Origin of the sequence: Polynucleobacter sp. MWH-UH23A (assembly GCF_040409805.1) — a bacterium.
Classification (GTDB): Bacteria; Pseudomonadota; Gammaproteobacteria; order Burkholderiales; family Burkholderiaceae; genus Polynucleobacter.
In genome coordinates, this window is the sequence record NZ_CP099572.1 from 749,984 (window position 1) to 771,335 (window position 21,352).

Consider the following 21,352-nt stretch of genomic DNA (forward strand, 5'->3'; position numbering starts at 1 on the left):
TTGCATTTGAGTTGTAGAAAATCCGATAAAATCCCTTCATCATGAATTTCCATAAAAATCGCCTCATTCACTGGATTGCCGCTATGGCCATCGCAATGAGTGCGCTTGCACCAGCAGTTTCACAAGCAGTATCGCTTGCGAAACACGGCCAGGGTTTCTCAATGGAGATTTGTTCTGCCGATGGCAACAAGATGCAAATTGATATTCAGGCTGATGATCAGGAAGTTGCCAATCAAATACAGCCTTGTCCATATTGTGTAGCTCATAACCCATTTACACCAGCATTCAATACAAACCTCACTTTTGCAACGCCAACATCATTTGCGTTGCTTCCAAAGCTTTTCTATCAATCACCCAAACCTCTTAATGTTTGGGTAACCCCTCCCTCAGCAGCGCCTCCTACACAAGCCTAAATCTATTTAGGGCATAGCCTAGCTATGTAGTTGGCAACCAAGTTGCCGTGAAGTTGTGTGGAGAAGTGCGTGTTATTTAAGCAAAAGAAAATTATTGCGTGTATTGGTCTGTTATGCAGCTCAATGGCTGCAGCTCAGATTGCGCCGCCACCTGACTATGATCAAAAGTTAAGCAATGTAGTTGTCAGTGCAACGCGTTCTGGAACTCCGCTGGATGAGGTTCCACTCAATACAACAGTTTTAACTAAGGAAGTTTTAGAGAGCTCTCCAGACCAAACAATTGATCAGGTTTTAAAAAATGTGCCAGGGGTCATCCTGAATGATCAGCCTTATTATCAAAAGGATCCGACAGGCCAAAGCATCAACGTGCGCGGGCTTGGTAATGCTAGAACTCTCGTTCTTATTGATGGCTTACCAGCTAATGATGCATTTTATGGAACTGTTCAGTGGAACTTAGTTCCAATGTCCTCAATAGATTCGGTTGAGTTTATTAGGGGTGGTGTTTCCAGTTTATGGGGAAACTATGGGATGGGTGGCGTGATTAATATTAAAACGAAGACGCCATTTAATAGTCAGCAAGAGGTATCGGCAAGTATGGGCTCATATGGCACTGGGAATGTTGCAGCCTCAAAAGATATCATGGCTTCAGACGCATTACAGCTACGCTTTTCGGCTGACTATTTTGCTACTGATGGTTATCAACAGATTGCAACGATTGCACCAGCTGCACCAAATAGCATTAAAAATGGCCAAGGTCCTGCAAGCTCTTATAACTCCAATATGAGGCTTCAAGGCTATTTCAAGACCAGTCAAGACACCACTGGATTTTTTAGGGCTGGTTACCATACGATGTCAGACTTATCCTCAGGGTATGCATTTGCAACAAATATCATGCAGGAAACTGATTTGGCTGCCGGCACAACAACGCGTTTAGACACTAGCTCTAAGGTGGATGCCAATTTCTTTTATGAAAATACGGGCTTTAATAAGCAGAATGGATCTACAAGCACAACCGCCTCTAATGGAATTCCAGCCAATACGCCATATATCAATGCAAACTATAAGGATCCATATAGCACTATAGGTGCTTCGGCTCAGTACACAAAGGATCTGACTGGCATAGTCGATCAATACGTTGTTGCCGTAGACGCGCGTAGTATTAGTGGCTCAAATCAAACTAATAATTTTTTGAATAATGGTGCTTCGTCTGCAGTGAACTACGCAAAGGGTCAGCAAACATTTTATGGCTTGATGGGTCAGATCAAATCTAAAGCAGAGTCTTTTCCGTTAGAGACAACATTGGCAGCTCGAATCGACCAGTGGAATAGTCAAACGCCTAATTACTACAATGCTGGATCGAATGGCGTCAATCCGGTCTATCAAAACATCCCAAGTCAAAGTAAGACGCAACTTAGCCCAACTTTAGGTTTGCTCTATAAATTAAGCAGTAATTGGGATCTTCGATCCGCTGCTTACCAAGCATTTCATGCTCCTGGTATGAATAACACCTTGCGTAGTTATGGTTCTGGTAATGGGTATTCATTTGCGAATCCAAATCTGACTCCTGAAACAATGACTGGTTATGAAATTGGCACCGATTATCGATGGAGGGGTGGTTTTGCCCAATTAACGGGGTTTAATAACTATATTCAAAATGCGGTAGCCTCATATTCTCTTAATAAAAACAGTAGCGTTGACCAAGCTTTAGCTCAACAGTTATGCGGGGCATCTACCACTTGGACCGGTCAGACTGGTCAGTATGGCGCTTGTGCATCAGCACAAAGCCTGAGTTACTACACCAACAATCAAAATTTGCTTAGTCAGGGTATTGAGTTTCAATTTCATCACGACATTAACTCTCAATGGGCTACAGACGCAAACTATGCATTTACAAGCACCAAACTAACAATGAGCGCAACGAGTGATCCAACAGGTAAGCAGTTAGGAGGAGTGCCGCAGAATTTGCTAGGCGGTGGTATTACGTATTATCCAGTTCCGCAGGCTAGCCTGACTGCTACCGTTCGTTACGTTGGCAGTTCTTGGATGAATACCTCTAATACCCTGCCGGTACCTGCGTATGCGGTAGTTGGGTTGCGCGCAAATTATGAGATGACTAAAAATGCCACTATTTATGCATCAGCAGTCAACTTATTCAATCGACAATATATTACTTTCGGTACTGGATCCAATAATACGAGCTATATATTAGGTATGCCCCAGTCAATTAATGTTGGCGCACGTATTATTTTCTAATGTCATCATTTTTCACCTATCCTGCTTTCAAAGTACTTTTCTTAAGTGCTTTGGGAGTGGTGTTCTCTAATTATGCTATTGCCCAAATGGATCACTCATCTCATATGATGAGTTCTTCGACTAAGTCTGTTGCATGCACAAGTTCAGGTCTAGAGTGCGCTAATGCAGCAACTCCATTCATGCTACAAGATGGTGGTTTGTTATTAGCTTGGACAGCTGGAGGGCGGGTTTCTGTGGCACAGTCGTCTGATAAGGGGAAAACATTCTCAACCCCAGTATCTATCGCTCAACATGGTAAGGCCTTAGATTTCGGTGCTGACGCCAGACCCCAAATTGTTGCCAATTCGAATGGAAAAGTGTTTTTAGCATACGCTTTCTTCAAAGATTCCAACTGGAATGCGCAAATCAATACCTCAATTTCAAATGATGGTGGCAAGACATTCTCGGCACCAAAGTCTCTAGTGAATGACTCAGCTAGTCAGCGATTTCCATCTGCGTTGATTGGGTCAGACAATGCCATTTTTGTGGCATGGATTGATAAACGCATAGTGGCCGATGCTAAAAAGGCCGGGCAGCAACGTTTGGGCGGTTCTATTACATATTCTTTCTCTGAAGATGGCGGTGAGACTTTTGCTCCAGAAAGAATTGCTAACGAAGCAAGCTGTGAGTGTTGCCGAATCGGTGCAGCTATAGATTCACAAGGTGGAGTAGGGGTAGTGTATCGAGCGATATTTCCTGGTGGTATACGAGACCATGCTACCCAAATCATTGCGTCATCGGGCCCTGGAAAAGTCCGCCGCGTTTCTAATGATGAATGGAAAACCGATGCTTGTCCGCATCACGGGCCTACAATCGCTATTTCCCAATCTGGAAAGATGCATGTAGCTTGGTTCACGCAAGGTAGCAATCGCTCAGGCGTATTTTATGCAAGCTCCGTTAATCGGGGTGAGACATACACCAAGCCACAACGTATTGGAGCGATAGATGCAAATATTTCAAGACCATATCTGTTGGCGGTAGATAACTCGATTTGGTTAGCATGGAAAGAGTTTGATGGTGTGCGTACAGCAATCTACTTAAAAAAATCATTTGATGATGGAAAGATATGGTCTGCCCCAGAAATGATTTCTAGTACAACTGGATATAGCGATCATCCGTTGTTATTAAACCAAGGCGATGAGGTATATCTCTCCTGGCTTACTCGCGATGATGGTTACCAACTAATACCATTAAACTCAAAATGATGAAAAAAATATTTCTACTTATTTCCTTGATGTGTATTTTTATTCAATCAGGGTTTGCACAAGGTAATTCAATCAAAAATTATCAAAAAGGCGATTGGAAGACCATTGTTAAGCCTTACGCTGGTCAAGCAGTCATTGTTCACTTTTGGGGCGTCACATGCGCACCTTGCGCCAAAGAAATGCCGCAATGGGGAAAGTTTGTTGCTCAGAATAAGAGTGCGCCGGTTATTTTTATACAGGTCGATGATGTATCTCCTGATAGTGCTTCCAAGATGATGTCTTCTGGCGGTCTCGCTACTGCAAATGCTTATACGTTAGCGTCGCCGTTCGATGATGCTTTGCGCTACGAGATTGACCCCAAATGGCGCGGTGAAACACCGATGACATTATTGATCGATAAAAATGGAAAGGTGATGCAAAAAACGGGCACTATGGATTTCTATAAATTAAGGCAATGGTATTTAGTCAGTGCCTAATTTAGCTGGCAAGGTAATAAATTCTTAAGGAGAGTTAAATGAAACAATTTTTATATAAAGCGATTGCTATCAGCGTTCTTGGGCTTGCTGTATCGGCTGTCTCAATGGCACAGGGCGTTACAAAATCTGTTAAAACGGATGCGATCAAAATCGAGGGAGCCTATACACGCGCTACTGCTCCTGGCCAACAAGTGGCTGGCGGTTTCATGAAAATCGATAACAAGGGCAATGTGGCTGATCAATTGTTATCAGCAAGCTCCCCGGCTGCAGGTGAAGTTCAATTGCATGAGATGGCAATGGATGGCAATGTCATGAGAATGCGCCAAGTAAAAGACATTGCTGTTCCTGCAGGTGGTTCTGTTGAATTAAAACCAGGCGGTTATCACTTGATGTTCATGAATTTAAAAGGCCCATTCGCTGCTGGACAAACGGTTCCCGTTAAGTTGAAATTTGCGAAGGCAGGAGAGGTTGAGGTAAAAATGCCTGTAAATGCCATGGGTGCTCAGCACAATATGCATTGATATATATTAAAGGTAGCATCATTAAAAAAGCCCCTAGTCTTATCTAGGGCTTTGTTTTATTAACTTCTTTTCTTGCTTGATTGCTTATTACAGATCTAAGTTCAAGTCTGTTACCGCACCTTTACTGGCAGTACTTGCCAGCTTGGCATACTTGGCTAGTAAGCCGCGGGTATAGCGTGGCTTAGGTTGCTTCCAAGCGGCGCGACGCTTAGCGATTTCTTCATCGCTGACATTGAGCTGAATCAGTAGTTTGTGAGCATCTATGGTTACGGAGTCACCTTCGTTGATGAGCGCAATGGTGCCACCAACATAGGCCTCAGGAGCCACGTGACCAACAACCATGCCCCATGTGCCACCAGAGAAGCGGCCATCGGTAATGAGGCCCACGGATTCACCTAAACCTTGGCCAACCAAGGCTGAGGTAGGTGCGAGCATTTCACGCATACCAGGGCCGCCTTTAGGGCCTTCATAACGAATCACTACGATGTCGCCATCCTTGATCTTCTGAGCCATGATGGCTGCCATTGCATCATCTTCTGAATCAAATACGCGTGCAGGGCCAGTAATGGATGGGTTCTTCAAGCCAGTAATTTTCGCAACACAGCCTTCTGGAGAAATATTGCCCTTCAAGATGGCCAAGTGACCTTGTTTATATAAAGGATTATCTAAAGTGCGAATTACCTTTTGATCAGCACGCGGTACTGAAGGAACATCCTTTAATACTTCGCCAATCGTTTTGCCTGTGATGGTCATGCAATCACCATGTAACAAGCCGCCATCTAACAAAATTTTCATCACTTGTGGAATGCCGCCAGCTTGATGTAAATCGGTTGCAAGATAAGTCCCTGATGGTTTCATGTCAACGATAACGGGAACACGTTTACGAATGCGCTCAAAGTCATCAATTGTCCAGTCGATTTCTGCGGCGCTAGTAATGGCCAAGAAATGCAATACCGCATTAGTCGATCCACCTACCGCCATGATGACGCTGACAGCATTCTCAATGGATTTTTTGGTAATGATGTCACGTGGGCGTAAATTATTTTTAATGGCTTCCACTAGAACACGTGCGGACTCAGCGGCGCTTGCCACTTTCTCAGCATCTTCGTTCGCCATCGTTGAGGAGTAGGGGAGACTCATACCAAGAGCCTCGAAGGAGGAGCTCATCGTATTGGCGGTATACATGCCACCACAAGAGCCGCTGCCTGGGCAAGCGTGCTGCTCGACACCTTTTAAGTCTTCTTCAGTCATTCTGCCCGAGGTAAATTCACCAACCGCTTCGAATGCGGAAACAATATTGAGATCTTTGCCTTTATAGTGACCTGGCTTAATAGTTCCACCGTATACATAAATCGCAGGAACGTTGGTGCGGGCAATCGCCATCATGCCGCCTGGCATATTTTTATCGCAACCTCCAATAACAAGCACACCGTCTTGCCATAAGCCGTTGACGCAAGTTTCGATACTATCGGCAATCACTTCACGAGATACGAGTGAGTACTTCATCCCTTCGGTGCCCATGCCAATACCATCAGATACTGTTGGAGTGCCAAACATTTGCGCTTTGGCGCCAGCTTCTTCAAGCGCAGTAACGGCAGCATCCGTTAATTTTTGCAAGCCACTATTGCAGGGAGTAATAGTGGAGTGACCATTGGCAACGCCAACCATAGGCTTGGAGAAATCCTTTTCTTGATAGCCCATCGCGTAATACATCGAGCGGTTTGGTGCGCGGGCAACTCCCTCGGTGACCATACGAGAGCGTTCATTAAGGCGTTTCATGCTAATTACTCCAGAAAAAGATGATTTCGAAAGGCTCTATTGTGCCGTGAGATGCTCAGTGCCGTATTTGTCCGCAGGCTGCTCAATATTGCTTAGATATGTTGCACTGCAGTATTAAATTACGGCTTAGACCCTAGTTTAAGTCGTAAATGTTAGCCTGATAGCTAATAGCCTGATCAAATTCACTGCAGTACATTTGCCTATCGAATACTTTTTCCTTTGAATTCAATGACTAAAGTTGGCCATGTTTATTTAATTGACGATGATGAGTCTATGCGCTTGTCTCTCACCAGGATGTTACGAGAGTTAGGTTATCTCGTTGAGGAATACGCTTGTGCAAAGGTTTTTATAGAGAAGTCCATACCAGTATCTCCAGCGGTTATTTTGTTAGATATGCAAATGCCAGATATGTCAGGCTTGGATTTGCAGGAAGCACTTCTGAAATTAGGTCGCAAAACACCTATCGTCTTTGTAAGCGGCCAAAGTCACCCCCATCAAATTGTTCAGGGCCTCAAAAAGGGCGCCCTCGACTTTCTATTTAAGCCTTTTAATCTAGAGGAGCTATTAAAAGCAGTAGCCGATGCAGTCGACTTTGATAGCCGTCAATTGAGGCGCGTATCTATTGATGTTGAAACCAAGCGAGATTATGAGAGGCTTACTCCTAGAGAGCGGGAGGTCTGTGCTTGGTTAGTCAAGGGACTATTAAACAAAGATATTGCGGTCAAATTAGGGACTACAGACGCAACGATTAAGGTTCACAAAGCCAGAGTAATGGAAAAGATGCATGCAGATTCGCTGCAGACCTTGGTTAAGAAGTACTTGGAGTCGGATCTCGAAAATCACCCTTTGACCACTTGAGCACAGTTTGAGCTTAATAATTGCCTATACGGCTAATTACTTCTGTGCCATTATGGGATTAATATCAAATCTATTAAATTAAACAAATTTGATTCTGGCAAGTGAATACATCAAACAAACTTCCTGAAATAAAAAAAGAGGCTTTCAAGAAAGCCCGAGAAAGTCTTGGATTAAGCACCAAAGATTTATCTGGGATGGCATGTTTATCGGTTCGTCAAATTGAGCAAATTGAAAATGGTGAGACCAGTACCTTTTACGGACCTCAGGTAAAAGTTACGGCAGCAAAAAAGGTTGCGGGCTTGCTCAAATTAAAAGAAGAAGACGCTTTTGATTTTGGGGCAGTAACGCCTAATAAAGCAGAGACCAAAAAAGAGGTCAAAGAATCTAAAGAGGACGCTAAAGATTCCGAAAAAGTATTTAAGGAAGTTCAATCCACTGATACAGAGTCATCAAAGTCGATTAAGACAAGCGCGCCTAAAAAAGCGGATGACCTAAAGAAATTTGCGCCATCTCAACAAGCCATTAATCAAAGCACCCAAAGTTCCGCCTCAAAAAATCCAAAGAGAAGGCTATACATTCTTGGAGGTATTGCTGCAGCACTAGTTTTTTCAATCATCAATTTGCGCCCCTTATTTTTCCCGGAGGTGGTTAAAGAGGAAGTAGTGGTTGTGGAAGAGACTCAAGCCGCAGCTCCTGCCGATGCGCCTGTAGATCCTAAGGCAGCATCGCCAGCAAGCGCTCCTGAGCCGGCTTTGGCGGCAGTTGCGCCTACTCCAGCCCCAGCTGCTGTGACAGCCCCATCAACAGAATGCCCGCCCGCGGATACTGCAGCAGTGAGCTACAAACCAGACGCCCCTAAAAAGGCTGGAGATATGGTGTATTTGCAATCTAAGACTGCGCAAACGGTTTGTGTTGTTGATGCGAGTGGTAAGACTCAAAATAAAACACTAGAGCCTGGAGTGGGGGCTAGTATTTATGGAAGGCCGCCATTGAAAGTATTAACTTCAGGCTCGGCTCAAGTGGATATCTATTACCAAGGCGTAAAAGTGCGTTTATCTAATACCACCGCAAAGAATATTCTTTTGGAGCCGGCTGAAATTATTCAGCCCTTGGCTCCCACAGATTCCCAGTTTCGTTGAAACGGGATTACTTCAATCTAATTTGACTTCTTAAACTGCTGACTCGTTTGTTTCGCCAGTACGAATACGAATCACTTGTTCAACTGGAGTGATAAAGATTTTTCCATCACCAATTTTGCCAGTACGAGCAGCTTTGGTAATCGCTTCGATTGCCGCTTCAACACGATCGCCTGGAACAACAGCCTCGACCTTTACTTTAGGCAAGAAGTCGACCACGTATTCAGCGCCACGGTAGAGTTCGGTATGGCCCTTTTGGCGGCCAAAACCCTTCACCTCAGTTACGGTAAGGCCAGTTACGCCAACTTCAGCTAGTGCTTCACGAACTTCATCGAGTTTGAACGGTTTAATAATAGATGTAATGAGTTTCATGTATTCCCCCTAATGCAGTAATCATACCTAGAACTGGAAAGAAGTGCCAAATTTGGCCTTCTACGAGCACTTTAGGCTCTAAATTGGGACGTGATGGGATAACGCCAGTCGCGACCGAAAGCGCGGGTGGTAACGCGAACCCCAGGTGGCGCTTGACGTCGCTTATATTCATTTAGCTTAATCAAACGCGTCACTTTTTCTACGCTCTCAGCATCAAAGCCAGCATCAATAATTTGGGAGATGGATTGATTCTGTTCCATATAGCGCTCCACAATGCCATCGAGCACTCCGTAAGAGGGTAGGCTGTCTTGATCCTTTTGGTCAGGGCGCAATTCTGCGGAAGGGGCGCGCGTCAGAATGCGCTCCGGAATGATTGGTGCAATGCTATTGCGATAGGCACACAATCGGTAAACCAAAGTCTTAGCAATATCTTTAATCACTGCAAAGCCACCAGCCATATCTCCGTAGAGAGTGCAGTAGCCGACAGCCATCTCACTCTTATTGCCAGTTGTTAATACAAGACGTCCAGTTTTATTTGAGAGAGCCATCAGTAGAGTGCCACGAACACGTGCCTGAATATTCTCTTCAGTAGCATCCACAGACATGCCCTTGAACTGTTCTGCTAGAGAAGCTTCTAGCGCATCAACAGGACCGCTAATTGGAATCTCATCGTATTGGACACCTAAGTTCTGCGCCATTTCACGGGCATCAATCCACGAGATATCTGCGGTATAGCGTGAAGGCATCATGACAGTGCGTACTTTATCGGCACCAAGGGCATCTACTGCAATTGCTAGCACTAGGGCGGAGTCAACGCCACCAGACAAACCAATGATGACCCCAGGAAAGCGATTCTTATTGATGTAATCGCGTACACCCAAAACGAGGGCTTGATAGGCCTGTGCCTCAACGCTTTGTGTTGCGGTAATGGATCCAGCCTCAAGCTCTCCAGCGCTATTGACATTGACTAAGCCAAGGGCGGACTCAAACTGTGGCATTGCCATCGCCACTTCACCTTTGCTAGTTAAAGCAAATGAACCACCATCAAACACTAACTCATCTTGGCCACCAACAGCATTGACATATACCAATGGCATTTTGGTTTGCGCTATATGACTACGCAAAACATCAATGCGTAGCGCTTCTTTCTGGAGGTGATAGGGGGAGGCATTAGGCACTAGCAATACCTTCGCACCAGCAGCGTGCGCTTGTTTTGCTGGTCCAGCATGCCAAGCGTCTTCACACAAAATCACACCATATGAAATGCCATCACATTCAAATACACAAGGTTTATCGCCAGGTACGAAGTAACGCACTTCATCAAAGACTTCATGATTAGGCAATTCTTGTTTGGCATAACCTGCAATTACCTTGCCATTACGCAAGACCGAGGCGTAGTTCTGCAAACCATTACCAGTTTGTTTGGGATGCCCGACGATGACAGTGAGATCCTGAAATTGCGCTAATGACTTGCAGAGCGATTCGAGCTCTTGTGCGGCCGCTTGAATGAAAGCAGGACGTAGTAATAGGTCTTCTGGGGGATAGCCTGTGAGCGCAAGCTCTGGCGTAATAAGGAGCTTAGCGCCTTTGGTGCTAGCTTCCTGAGCGGCTTTGAGAATGAGCTGCGCATTGCCAGCCAAATCGCCCAGTAATGGGTTGATCTGGGCTAGGGCGATGGTTTGCGCGCTCACTCCGAATCACAAAGCCTAATCAGTGTTTAAGAATTAAGCGTGCTCTTTGTTGTAACGCTCAATGCCCTCAAGAATTTCTTTATGGGCTTCTGCAACGCCACCCCAACCCTTGACTTTGACCCATTTACCTTTTTCAAGATCTTTGTAGTGTTCGAAGAAGTGCTGAATCTGATTCAAACGCAATGGGTTCATATCTTCTGGTTTTTGCCAGTGAGTGTAGATTGGCAAAATCTTATCTTCTGGAACTGCCAACAATTTTGCATCTTGGCCTGCTTCATCTTCCATTAATAAAATACCAATCGCGCGGCAGCTAACAACCACCCCTGGAATTAATGGAAAAGGCGTAATCACGAGAACGTCAACAGGGTCGCCATCACCAGCAATCGTTTTATTGATGTAACCATAGTTACATGGATAGTGCATAGAAGTGCCCATGAAACGATCGACAAAAATAGCGCCACTCTCTTTATCCACCTCATACTTGATTGGATCCGCGTTCATTGGGATTTCAATAATGACGTTAAAGCTCTCTGGGATCTTTTTACCTGGCTTGACGTTGTCGAGACTCATAAATACTCCGAATAGTGATTAGTAAATACCCTGATCCTCGAGAGGGGGCACAGGGGTAATTCTGCTACATACTGATACAGCTTAAAGACCATAGTTTAAAGCCTTCGCAAACCTGGTTGACCTAAGCGCTAGTAGATACAAAACAATAAAGACTAACTTTAGGGAGTTCAAGCATGAGTAATGTCACTTTAGGCTTGTATTTTGCCTTGGCATGCGGTGTCTTAGCCGTAATTTACGGTTTTGTGATGCGCGGCTGGATTTTGAAGCAAAGTACGGGCAACGCCAAAATGCAAGAAATTGCAGAGGCGATTCAGCAGGGTGCGGCAGCGTATTTATCGCGCCAGTACAAAACGATTGCCATTGTGGGGGTAGTTCTCACTATTTTGATGGCGCTCTTTTTGGATTTTGCAACCGCCATTGGTTTTGTAGTGGGAGCAGTTCTTTCCGGTGCTTGTGGTTTCATCGGGATGAATGTTTCAGTACGCGCTAACGTCCGTACTGCAGAAGCTGCAACCAAGGGAATGAACGAAGCGCTCAATGTCGCATTTAAAGGTGGCGCCATTACTGGCATGCTGGTAGTTGGCCTTGGGCTTCTGGGAGTTGGCCTGTTCTTTATGTTCCTAGTTTCGATTGGCGCTGGACAAGACCTTTCTTCAGTCTTGCATCCATTGATTGGTTTAGCCTTCGGATCCTCATTGATATCGATTTTTGCCCGTTTGGGTGGCGGCATCTTTACTAAAGGCGCAGACGTTGGCGCCGACTTGGTTGGTAAAGTTGAAGCGGGTATTCCAGAAGATGACCCACGTAATCCAGCGGTGATTGCAGATAACGTTGGTGACAACGTTGGCGATTGCGCAGGTATGGCAGCTGACTTATTTGAAACATATGCGGTGACGCTGATTGCCACAATGGTCTTGGGATCTTTGATGGTATCTGGTGCCCCAGTAGCAGCAATCATTTATCCATTGGTTCTTGGTGGTGTATCGATCATCGCCTCCATCATTGGTTGCTCATTTGTTAAAGCAAGTCCTGGTATGAAAAATGTGATGCCAGCGCTTTACAAAGGTTTGATTATTGCAGGTGGACTGTCATTAGTCGCTTTCTATTTTGTGACTAACTTCATCATGCCTGATGATGCTTTAGGGATCCCAGGTAGTCAGTGGCGCTTATTTGGTTCAACAGTAGTAGGGCTTTTATTGACCGCTGCATTGGTATGGATTACTGAGTACTACACGGGTACTCAATTTAATCCAGTACAGCATATTGCCGAAGCATCCACTAAAGGTCACGGTACTAATATCATTGCTGGTTTAGGTATTTCGATGAAATCGACTGCTTACCCAGTGTTGTTTGTGTGCGCAGCGATTTTTGCCGCTTACTGGTTGGCTGGTTTATACGGTATCGCAGTAGCCGCTACATCAATGTTATCGATGGCAGGTATTGTGGTTGCGCTTGATGCTTATGGCCCAATTACTGATAACGCTGGTGGTATTGCAGAAATGGCAGGATTGCCGCAGGCAGTACGTGATATCACTGATCCACTCGATGCTGTTGGCAATACAACCAAAGCAGTGACCAAAGGTTACGCGATTGGCTCAGCCGGTTTAGCTTCATTGGTGCTCTTTGCAGACTATACCCACGCATTAGAGGGTATTGGTCAGCAAGTCTCCTTTGATCTTTCTAATCACATGGTCATCATTGGGCTCTTTATTGGCGGCATGATTCCTTACTTGTTTGGCGCGATGGCAATGGAAGCGGTAGGTCGTTGCGCAGGTGCTGTGGTTGAGGAAGTTCGTCGTCAGTTCCGTGATATTCCTGGGATCATGTCTGGCACTGCAAAGCCTGAATACGGCAAAGCAGTGGATATGCTTACCTCAGCCGCCATTAAGGAAATGATTATTCCTTCCTTATTGCCTGTAGTTGCGCCAATCGTTGTAGGCCTCCTATTGGGACCTGCTGCATTGGGTGGCCTCTTGATGGGTACTATTGTGACGGGATTATTTGTTGCGATCTCGATGTGTACCGGTGGTGGTGCTTGGGATAATGCTAAGAAATATATCGAAGAAGGTAACTTCGGCGGTAAAGGTTCTGAAGCGCATAAAGCGGCTGTTACTGGTGATACTGTGGGCGACCCCTACAAAGATACTGCTGGTCCAGCTGTGAACCCACTCATTAAGATTATCAACATCGTTGCCTTGCTCATCGTTCCATTACTACCAGTGATTACACGATAAGCATGCGTTAAACAATACGCAACTGAAGTAGTTGCAACAAACAAAAACGCCTAGCATTGCTAGGCGTTTTTTATATCCATAAATTATTTGCGTGATATCCAAAATGCCATACTGGTAAATATTTTGAGGTTGCTGATGAAGAACATAAAAAAGCAAGAACTTTTCGCGAAGAAAAAAAATAGATTAAAAAATTCAGATCCTGAAATTACGTTATCTATATCAGTGGATGTAGGTGATCGTAAAACCTTTCCGAAGGGATTTGTTGATAGAGATAAATTGAATGCAACTACCGAAGTTGAAATTGAGTTGCATAAACGAGAAGATGATGAGCAGGCGAGATTAGATGCGCTAAACAAAAACGCCTAGCATTGCTAGGCGTTTTTATTCGGTAGTTATAAAACCTATTCCAGCATTTCTAAATACCGCTGTGCATCCAATGCGGCCATGCAACCTGTACCAGCGCTAGTAATTGCTTGGCGATAGATATGATCTTGTACGTCGCCGGCTGCAAACACGCCAGGGATATTGGTAGCGGTAGCGTTCCCCTCTAATCCCGAATGGGTCTTGATATAACCGTTGTTCATATCCAATTGACCTACGAACAAATCAGTATTGGGTTTATGACCAATGGCAATAAAGGCGCCAGTCACAGCAATCTCTTCAGTACTGCCATCTTGCTTTTTGATGCGAACACCAGTGACGCCTTTTTCATCGCCGAGAACTTCGTCAAGAGTGGAGTTCAATTTGAGTTCCACTTTGCCCTCAGCAACTTTTGCCATTAAGCGATCATTCAGAATCGGTTCGGCGCGGAATTTGTCGCGACGATGAATAACAGTTACTTTCTTTGCAATACCAGTGAGATAGAGTGCTTCTTCAACAGCGGTATTGCCGCCGCCAACAACACACACATCTTGATTGCGATAGAAGAAGCCGTCGCAAGTTGCGCATCCAGACACACCACGACCCATGAAGGCTTCCTCACTTGGTAGGCCAATGTATTGAGCGGAGGCGCCCGTGCAAATAATGAGTGCATCGCAGGTGTATGTTCCAGCATCGCCGACGAGGCGGATAGGCTTCTCTTTTAAAGCTGCAGTATGAATGTGGTCAAAAATGATTTCGGTATTGAAATGTTCAGCATGCTTTAAAAAGCGATCCATGAGCTCTGGGCCTTGCACCCCATTAGGGTCTGCTGGCCAGTTTTCAACGTCAGTGGTGGTCATTAATTGACCCCCTTGAGCCAGGCCGGTAATGAGGGTGGGCTTCAGATTGGCTCGGGCGGCATAAACCGCAGCGGTATAGCCTGCAGGACCGGATCCGAGGATGAGAACTTTGGAGTGTTTTGGGGTATTTGTAGTCATATCCAAATTATAGAATTGCTTGTTTACAATCGGTAGAACATGGCGAGAACCGTATACCCAAAGTCTAAGACCCAAACGACCCCCCAACCCCCTAGTGGCGATGGGCAGGGTAGGGTGCCCCGCCTCCTCTTGGAGGCCCGTTGGTTTATCTCCCTGGGTCTCTGTTTAGGCTTATTTGCCATATTGCTTACTTATTCCAAGGCGGATCCAGCTTGGTCACATGCCAGTTTTGAGGCCCCCAAAAATCTAGGTGGTCGTTTTGGTGCCTATTTGGCTGATTTAATGCTCTATATCTTCGGAATATCTGCTTTTTGGTGGGTTGTTCTGTTTGGTCGCCGCGTACTTCATGGTTGGCGTGAGCTGTGGAGTATTCCGCTGCCACCAGATCCCGAGGCAAAGCCAGATTCTTTATTAATGCGTTGGTTGGGCTTTGCTCTTACTTTAATTTGCAGCATGGGTCTTGAATCAATTCGTTTGCATTCTTTAGGCTGGGAATTGCCAAGACCACCAGGTGGCATTTTGGGGGAGTTGATTGGCGACCCCATGCAAATGTCATTAGGCTTTACTGGCGCCACCTTAGTTTTGCTCTTTGGTTTATGCGCAGGCCTATCACTCTTTTTGCATTTCTCATGGCTTGATGTTGCTGAAAAAGTAGGGCGCTTCTTAGAAGTGTCTTATCACCGCATTCGTGAGCGTCGCGATAGTGAAGAGGACCGTAAGCTTGGTGAAGCTGCCGCTGAAGAGCGTGAAGAGTTTGTTGAAGAAATTCGTGGTCGTGTTGAGGTTGCGGCGCCTGTTCAGATTGTGCGAGCCCCAGTGGAGATTCCGAAGAGCGTTCGGGTTGAGCGCGAGAAGCAACAACCGCTATTTGTGGATATACCTGATTCTGAGTTGCCGCCACTAGCATTGCTAGATCCCGTTCCTGAAGCCAAGGAAACTATTTCAGCGGATGTGTTGGAATTTACTTCGCGCTTGATTGAGCGCAAATTAGCAGAATTTAATGTTCAGGTAACTGTGATCGCTGCCTACCCAGGTCCTGTAGTGACTCGTTACGAGATTGATCCAGCAGTAGGTGTAAAGGGTAGCCAGATTGTGAACCTGTCCCGTGACTTGGCTCGCTCACTTGGTGTTGTCAGTATGCGAGTTGTTGAAACAATCCCAGGTAAAACTTGTATGGCTTTGGAGCTTCCAAATCCAACACGTCAGTCTGTCTACTTATCTGAGATTCTGACTTCACAGGTTTATAACGATAATCATTCCTTGCTGACTCTTGCATTAGGTAAAGATATTTCTGGCAGTCCAATGGTTGCCGATCTGGCTAAGATGCCACACTGCTTGGTAGCGGGTACTACTGGTGCCGGTAAATCTGTTGGTATCAATGCCATGATTTTGTCACTCCTCTTTAAGGCTAAGCCTGATGAAGTGCGCCTCATCATGATCGACCCTAAGATGTTGGAGATGGCAATCTACGACAAGATTCCGCATTTGCTTTGTCCGGTAGTAACGGATATGAAGCAGGCGTATAACGCGCTCAACTGGGCCGTGAATGAGATGGAGCGTCGCTACAAACTCATGAGTAAGTTTGGTGTACGCAACCTTGCAGGCTTTAACAAGAAGATTGCCGAAGCGGAAGAGAAGGGCGAGAAGCTTACCAATCCATTTAGCTTAACTCCCGAGGATCCAGAGCCAATTTATAAAGCGCCTGTCATTGTGATTGTGATCGACGAGTTGGCTGACCTCATGATGGTCTCTGGTAAGAAGATTGAAGAGTTGATTGCCCGTATCGCACAAAAAGCGCGTGCTGCAGGTATCCACTTGGTATTAGCTACGCAACGTCCTAGCGTTGATGTGATTACTGGTTTGATTAAGGCGAACGTGCCAACCCGTATTTCCTTTCAGGTCAGCAGTAAGATTGATAGCCGTACGATTTTGGATCAACAGGGCGCTGAGACACTCTTAGGAATGGGTGATATGTTGTACATGGCGCCAGGTACTGGATTGCCAGTTCGCGTACATGGCGCATTTGTCTCCGACGATGAAGTGCATCGTGTAGTTGAGTGGCTTAAGGAGAAGGGCGAGGCAAACTATATTGATGGTGTTCTCGAGGGTGCTGATGAGTCCAATATTGATTCACTCACTGGTGAGAGCGGTGGGGAAGCAGATCCACTCTATGATCAAGCGGTAGCGATTGTTCTGGAAAACAAACGCCCATCGATTTCTTTGGTACAGCGTCACCTCCGAATTGGCTATAACCGTGCAGCACGTCTGCTTGAGGATATGGAAAAGGCAGGTCTCGTTTCTAAGATGGGCAATGGCGGTAATCGTGAGATTCTTCATCGTCCTTCGGAGTAATTTCCCTTTGCGAAAATTCTGGTCCGCGGTATTCATTGGTGTTTCATGTATTGCTCTGTCTAACTTAGCCCTGGCAGAAGGCGACACAGGCTCTGATCAGTTGCGTCAATTTGTTCGTAATTCCAAAACTGCTGAAGGTGATTTTGTTCAGCAACAACTACGAGCACCTAAGGCTAATGAACCACAAGACAAAGGTCTTAAGGTTGTTCGCCAAACCCAAGGTCATTTTGTATTTCAAAGACCGGGCCGATTTGTTTGGGACACACAAAAACCTTATGAGCAAAAACTCATCACCAATGGAAGTCAATTGGTCTTGTGGGATAAAGATTTAAATCAAGCAACTATTCGTCCTGCGGGTCAAGCTTTAGCTGCTACACCAGCCGCAATCTTATTTGGTGAAACTTCACTGGATCAGCATTTCGACTTAATTGATGGTGAGGAGCGTCTAGGAATGAAGTGGGTTGCATTGCTGCCTAAAAAGGATCCTAGTGCTAAGAATAAAAATGACTTGCCGTATACAAAGATATCGATTGGCATGAGCAATGGTCTGCCAAAGGCTTTAGAGTTAGTGGACGGTTTAGGCAGCGTGGTTTTGGTGACGTTAGATAGAATCCAGTTAAACGTCAATTTGCCAGCTAATCGTTTTAATTTCACTCCTCCTGCGGGAGCTGAAGTCTTACGCTTAAACTAGAGCCTAGAAAATAGCTAAAACAAATAACCCTTAATTTATTGAGCTTTACATGATTGATCCGCAACTCCTTCGCAAAGATATCGCCGCTGTGCAGGCGCGTTTAGCCACTCGTAAATTTCAATTGGATGTCGAGAAATTCAACAGCCTAGAATCTGAGCGCAAATCTTTGCAAACACGCACAGAAGAGTTGCAAGCAAAACGCAATCAGTTATCTAAAGCGATTGGTATGAAGAAGGGCAAAGGCGAAGATGCTTCCGCTGAAATGGCTGAAGTTTCTCAAGTCAATGTGGATATGGAATCTGGTGCTGCACGTTTGGCAATTTTGCAAGCGGAGATTTTAGACTTCTTGATGGGTATTCCTAATTTGCCAGATGAGTCTGTACCAACTGGTAAAGATGAAACCGAAAACAAAGAAATCAAGCGATGGGGCGAACAGCCTATTTTTGATTTTGAAATTAAAGACCACGTTGATCTTGGCGGTCCTTTGGGATTAGATTTTGAAGTCGCTGCAAAGATTAGTGGTTCACGATTTGTGGTCCTTAAAGGACCGATTGCCAGATTGCATCGAGCTCTAGCACAATTCATGATTGATACGCATGCAAGCAATCATGGATATCAAGAGGTTTATGCGCCTTATATGGTCAATGCTGCATCTATGCGTGGCACCGGTCAATTACCAAAGTTTGAAGAAGACCTTTTTAAGGTTCCCCGCCAAATGGGTGGTGAAGGTGAAAGCGGTGAAGCTAAGACTGAAAATTTTTACCTCATTCCTACCGCGGAAGTGCCTGTGACTAATCTTGTACGTGACGAGATTGTCAATGCCGATACTCTACCATTAAAGTTTGTTGCTCATACACCTTGCTTCCGATCTGAGGCTGGCAGCTATGGCCGTGATGTACGTGGCATGATTCGTCAACACCAGTTTGATAAGGTTGAGTTAGTCCAAATCACTAAGCCTGAAGATTCGATGCAAGCACTTGAGGATCTAACGGGTCATGCAGAACGAATCTTGGAATTGCTTGAGTTGCCATATCGTAAGGTTTTGCTATGCACTGGGGATATGGGCTTTGGTAGCACTAAGACGTATGACTTAGAGGTCTGGGTGCCATCACAGAATGCATATCGAGAGATCAGTTCTTGCTCAAGCATGGGCGATTTCCAGGCGCGTCGCATGCAAGCTAGATTCAAGGCGGGACAAGGTAAGCCAGAATTAGTTCATACCCTCAATGGTTCAGGATTGGCTGTGGGCCGAGCATTGGTTGCGCTGATTGAAAATAAACAGCAAGTAGATGGCAGCATTGCGATTCCTAAAGCATTGCAACCTTACTTAGGCGGTCTAGAAGTTCTTAAGCCAGTTTAAGTAGGGCTAATTCAGCACCAGGCACTTAAAAATCACCCCAAAGCTATAATTTCCTTTCGGTTCGGAGAGGTGGCAGAGTGGTTGAATGTACCGCACTCGAAATGCGGCGTAGGGTAAAACCTATCGAGGGTTCGAATCCCTCCCTCTCCGCCATATATAAAATATCCTTATAAAACAATTACTTATAGGATTATTGGCGATGTATTTTGTACTACAATTTTGTACAACAATTTCTCCCTAATTTATAAACTCCCTTATATTTGCTCTTGCCGAGACCAGCTTGGTGGGGGGTGGGGTAATATTGGTTTCGAAATCAATAAGCATCTTAGCGTCTTTGCAAAATGCCAACTTTAAAAGGGCGGCACTAGCGCTAATTGCGGTGTTGATGTTTGGTTGTGCAACGCCTCCTCAATCAGACCCCTCTCAGGTTGAGATTTCATGTGCCAAGAACTGCTCGGAAACGCTTGCTACTTGTACTAGCGGTTTTAAGTTTTTTCCTGTTGTTGCTCAAAAGCAATGTAATGATAACTATGACATTTGTATTAAAGGCTGTCCGCCAAGGGTTGCAATAGTCCAAGCAATACAAAATAGCCCATCTGTAAAGCTTGAAGAGCTTATCAAATGCTTAAAAAGGGGTTAATCGGTCAAAAAGACTACGACGCTAAAAAGGCTGAAATATTGAAGAGCGTGTAATTCTTTAAGCGCACTATGGAGAGGTTCTGCTTCGATAAATAAAAGCCATCAATAATCAATCAACCAGGGCTTTCGATTTATGCGTGCTACACGAACCAAAGATAGATTCCATGGAGAATTCCAATTGGGAAAAATATTGCGCCCGCTACAAGAAATCCCCAAGCATTATGTCCAAAGCAGTAAATAATATGGGTAAGCCAAGCCGCAACAGAGGCGAACCCCAAAGCCCAGCCGAATATATTTCCCATTAGATTTCCCTTATGAAGTTTCTGAATAATTGAAAAGAAGTGCTATTTAAACCGTAGGGTTTAATTAACAAGGGTGCTGCTTCCATTTATTAAAAAAGAAAAGGTAGTAGCAAGTAGCTATATCAATAAGTATCCAAACAATTTTTGTTAGATGGATGGGTATAAGTGGGTTGAATAAAAAAGCTATTGCAATGAGTATTGCCTTGTTTGACTTAGAAAGGGTGCTCCAACTTGCATATGCCAAGTAGACGCCACCAAAACATATGAGCACTCTCACAATCAAATAGAATTTGTATGGGAGAGGAAGTATTGCTAAGAAAGCTATTCCACTAAGTATCTTATGCATTTCAGACATTTCCTGCGCAAATTATTTGGATGTGGCTTGCTTATCTAGGCGCTCCATATTTTGCGAGGCTTCTCGCAATATCGGAACCATACATTTTTTGAAATCAGTAACAGCATTATTATTTTTAATGCGAATCCCTGCATCATTAACATCTGAAACTGTTAGGTCAAGTGGTGCGAGGATATCCATCCCCCCCTTGCCAAGGTTAAATGCAACTGATACTTTCTTGGAATCTATGATTTGTGTAAATATCTCCATTGCTGCATCATCGAAATTAAAACCAGAGGTTAGTCCACCAGGAGATTCTGACGGCTCACCCCCTAAGTATCCCTTGCTATTATTTACCCCGCTTGGCGCTACCAAATATGCAAAGTAAGGTCTTTTTGGGATTGCCTTGGCTCTGGGCTGTATTGGGTTAATTTTATAGTTAACAACCTTTAGGGAAACAATGATATTTGACCTGTTTTCGGTGATACCCATTCCAAGCGACCCGCTAACCGAATAATTGGCGTCCCTTTCATAAGCGCTGCTTTTAATGATTGATGTGAAATTGAGTAGGCAGAATTGCGGATTGCCTTGGACTGTCACAGGCTGAAATGAGACTTTATATGTGCCATACATGTCCTCCGTGGGGGAAGCAGCAGAGCTCGATATCAGACTAATAAGCAGGATTAGCATCGGCACTACTCTTTTCATTTTTTTGGCTTTCTTCCGCCTGCATTAAGGCAGGCTTGCATGGTCGGATATGGCGTGAAAT

The 21,352-nt window shown here is 44.9% G+C and carries 19 protein-coding genes and 1 tRNA gene; 13 read left to right on the top strand and 7 right to left on the bottom strand.

What is annotated here, in order from left to right:
* The first annotated feature begins 41 nt into the window (after window positions 1-41).
* The 5 genes from NHB35_RS04030 to NHB35_RS04050 all read left to right on the top strand — a co-directional run bounded on the left by NHB35_RS04030 (window position 42) and on the right by NHB35_RS04050 (window position 4,907).
* Complete coding sequence (locus tag NHB35_RS04030; RefSeq protein ID WP_353433113.1) at window positions 42-413, top strand: DUF2946 family protein; 372 nt, start codon at window positions 42-44, stop codon at window positions 411-413.
* Window positions 414-482: 69 nt separating this feature from the next.
* Window positions 483-2,666: a TonB-dependent receptor gene (locus NHB35_RS04035; RefSeq protein ID WP_353433115.1), complete on the top strand. Its 2,184-nt coding sequence runs from the start codon at window positions 483-485 to the stop codon at window positions 2,664-2,666.
* A complete protein-coding gene (locus NHB35_RS04040; protein WP_353433116.1) occupies window positions 2,666-3,910 on the top strand; it encodes a sialidase family protein in 1,245 nt (414 codons plus the stop codon). Before NHB35_RS04035 ends, NHB35_RS04040 begins: the two co-directional genes overlap by 1 nt.
* Entirely contained in the window at window positions 3,910-4,386 is a 477-nt protein-coding gene (locus NHB35_RS04045; protein WP_353433118.1) for a TlpA disulfide reductase family protein, read from the top strand. The genes NHB35_RS04040 and NHB35_RS04045 overlap by 1 nt, the downstream gene beginning before the upstream one ends.
* A gap of 38 nt (window positions 4,387-4,424) precedes the next feature.
* Window positions 4,425-4,907, top strand: coding sequence for a copper chaperone PCu(A)C (locus NHB35_RS04050; protein ID WP_353433119.1), 483 nt, complete (start codon window positions 4,425-4,427; stop codon window positions 4,905-4,907).
* A gap of 87 nt (window positions 4,908-4,994) precedes the next feature.
* Here the strand turns inward: NHB35_RS04050 and ilvD are convergent, their stop codons facing one another.
* Window positions 4,995-6,686, bottom strand: a complete 1,692-nt coding sequence (gene ilvD, locus NHB35_RS04055) for a dihydroxy-acid dehydratase (RefSeq protein ID WP_353433120.1) — start codon at window positions 6,684-6,686, stop codon at window positions 4,995-4,997.
* A gap of 228 nt (window positions 6,687-6,914) precedes the next feature.
* On the opposite strand from ilvD, the gene NHB35_RS04060 reads away from it, so the two are divergent.
* Both NHB35_RS04060 and NHB35_RS04065 read left to right on the top strand, forming a co-directional pair.
* Window positions 6,915-7,544, top strand: coding sequence for a response regulator (locus tag NHB35_RS04060; RefSeq protein WP_353433122.1), 630 nt, complete (start codon window positions 6,915-6,917; stop codon window positions 7,542-7,544).
* A gap of 101 nt (window positions 7,545-7,645) precedes the next feature.
* Complete coding sequence (locus NHB35_RS04065; RefSeq protein WP_353433124.1) at window positions 7,646-8,683, top strand: helix-turn-helix domain-containing protein; 1,038 nt, start codon at window positions 7,646-7,648, stop codon at window positions 8,681-8,683.
* A gap of 30 nt (window positions 8,684-8,713) precedes the next feature.
* Here NHB35_RS04065 and NHB35_RS04070 read toward each other — a convergent pair whose 3' ends face one another.
* The 3 genes from NHB35_RS04070 to ppa form a co-directional block, all read right to left on the bottom strand.
* The gene (locus tag NHB35_RS04070; protein WP_173955517.1) at window positions 8,714-9,052 is read right to left on the bottom strand and encodes a P-II family nitrogen regulator; all 339 of its coding nucleotides are present in this window, start codon (window positions 9,050-9,052) and stop codon (window positions 8,714-8,716) included.
* Between the two features lie 71 nt (window positions 9,053-9,123).
* Window positions 9,124-10,743, bottom strand: coding sequence for an NAD+ synthase (locus tag NHB35_RS04075; RefSeq protein ID WP_353433125.1), 1,620 nt, complete (start codon window positions 10,741-10,743; stop codon window positions 9,124-9,126).
* A gap of 33 nt (window positions 10,744-10,776) precedes the next feature.
* Window positions 10,777-11,313, bottom strand: a complete 537-nt coding sequence (ppa, locus tag NHB35_RS04080) for an inorganic diphosphatase (protein ID WP_353426738.1) — start codon at window positions 11,311-11,313, stop codon at window positions 10,777-10,779.
* A gap of 173 nt (window positions 11,314-11,486) precedes the next feature.
* Here ppa and NHB35_RS04085 point away from each other — a divergent pair, with 173 nt between their 5' ends.
* Both NHB35_RS04085 and NHB35_RS04090 read left to right on the top strand, forming a co-directional pair.
* Window positions 11,487-13,547: a sodium-translocating pyrophosphatase gene (locus tag NHB35_RS04085; RefSeq protein ID WP_353433126.1), complete on the top strand. Its 2,061-nt coding sequence runs from the start codon at window positions 11,487-11,489 to the stop codon at window positions 13,545-13,547.
* 135 nt (window positions 13,548-13,682) lie between these two features.
* Window positions 13,683-13,913 (top strand): hypothetical protein, encoded by a 231-nt coding sequence (locus NHB35_RS04090; RefSeq protein ID WP_353433127.1) that lies wholly within the window; start codon window positions 13,683-13,685, stop codon window positions 13,911-13,913.
* Between the two features lie 35 nt (window positions 13,914-13,948).
* On the opposite strand, the gene trxB is transcribed toward NHB35_RS04090, so the two are convergent.
* Window positions 13,949-14,905, bottom strand: coding sequence for a thioredoxin-disulfide reductase (trxB, locus tag NHB35_RS04095; RefSeq protein ID WP_353433128.1), 957 nt, complete (start codon window positions 14,903-14,905; stop codon window positions 13,949-13,951).
* 39 nt (window positions 14,906-14,944) lie between these two features.
* Here trxB and NHB35_RS04100 point away from each other — a divergent pair, with 39 nt between their 5' ends.
* From NHB35_RS04100 to NHB35_RS04115, 4 genes are all read left to right on the top strand, one after another.
* On the top strand, window positions 14,945-17,257 hold the full coding sequence (locus tag NHB35_RS04100) for a DNA translocase FtsK 4TM domain-containing protein (protein WP_353433129.1): 2,313 nt from the start codon (window positions 14,945-14,947) through the stop codon (window positions 17,255-17,257).
* Between the two features lie 7 nt (window positions 17,258-17,264).
* Window positions 17,265-17,948, top strand: coding sequence for an outer membrane lipoprotein carrier protein LolA (locus tag NHB35_RS04105; RefSeq protein ID WP_353433130.1), 684 nt, complete (start codon window positions 17,265-17,267; stop codon window positions 17,946-17,948).
* A gap of 49 nt (window positions 17,949-17,997) precedes the next feature.
* Entirely contained in the window at window positions 17,998-19,308 is a 1,311-nt protein-coding gene (serS, locus tag NHB35_RS04110; protein ID WP_353433131.1) for a serine--tRNA ligase, read from the top strand.
* 63 nt (window positions 19,309-19,371) lie between these two features.
* Window positions 19,372-19,461: transfer RNA gene (locus tag NHB35_RS04115), tRNA-Ser, on the top strand.
* An 852-nt stretch (window positions 19,462-20,313) separates the two neighbouring features.
* On the opposite strand, the gene NHB35_RS04120 is transcribed toward NHB35_RS04115, so the two are convergent.
* On the bottom strand, window positions 20,314-20,604 hold the full coding sequence (locus tag NHB35_RS04120; protein WP_353433132.1) for a DUF6804 family protein: 291 nt from the start codon (window positions 20,602-20,604) through the stop codon (window positions 20,314-20,316).
* Window positions 20,605-20,616: 12 nt separating this feature from the next.
* Window positions 20,617-21,291 (bottom strand): hypothetical protein, encoded by a 675-nt coding sequence (locus NHB35_RS04125; protein WP_353433133.1) that lies wholly within the window; start codon window positions 21,289-21,291, stop codon window positions 20,617-20,619.
* Window positions 21,292-21,352 lie beyond the last annotated feature (61 nt).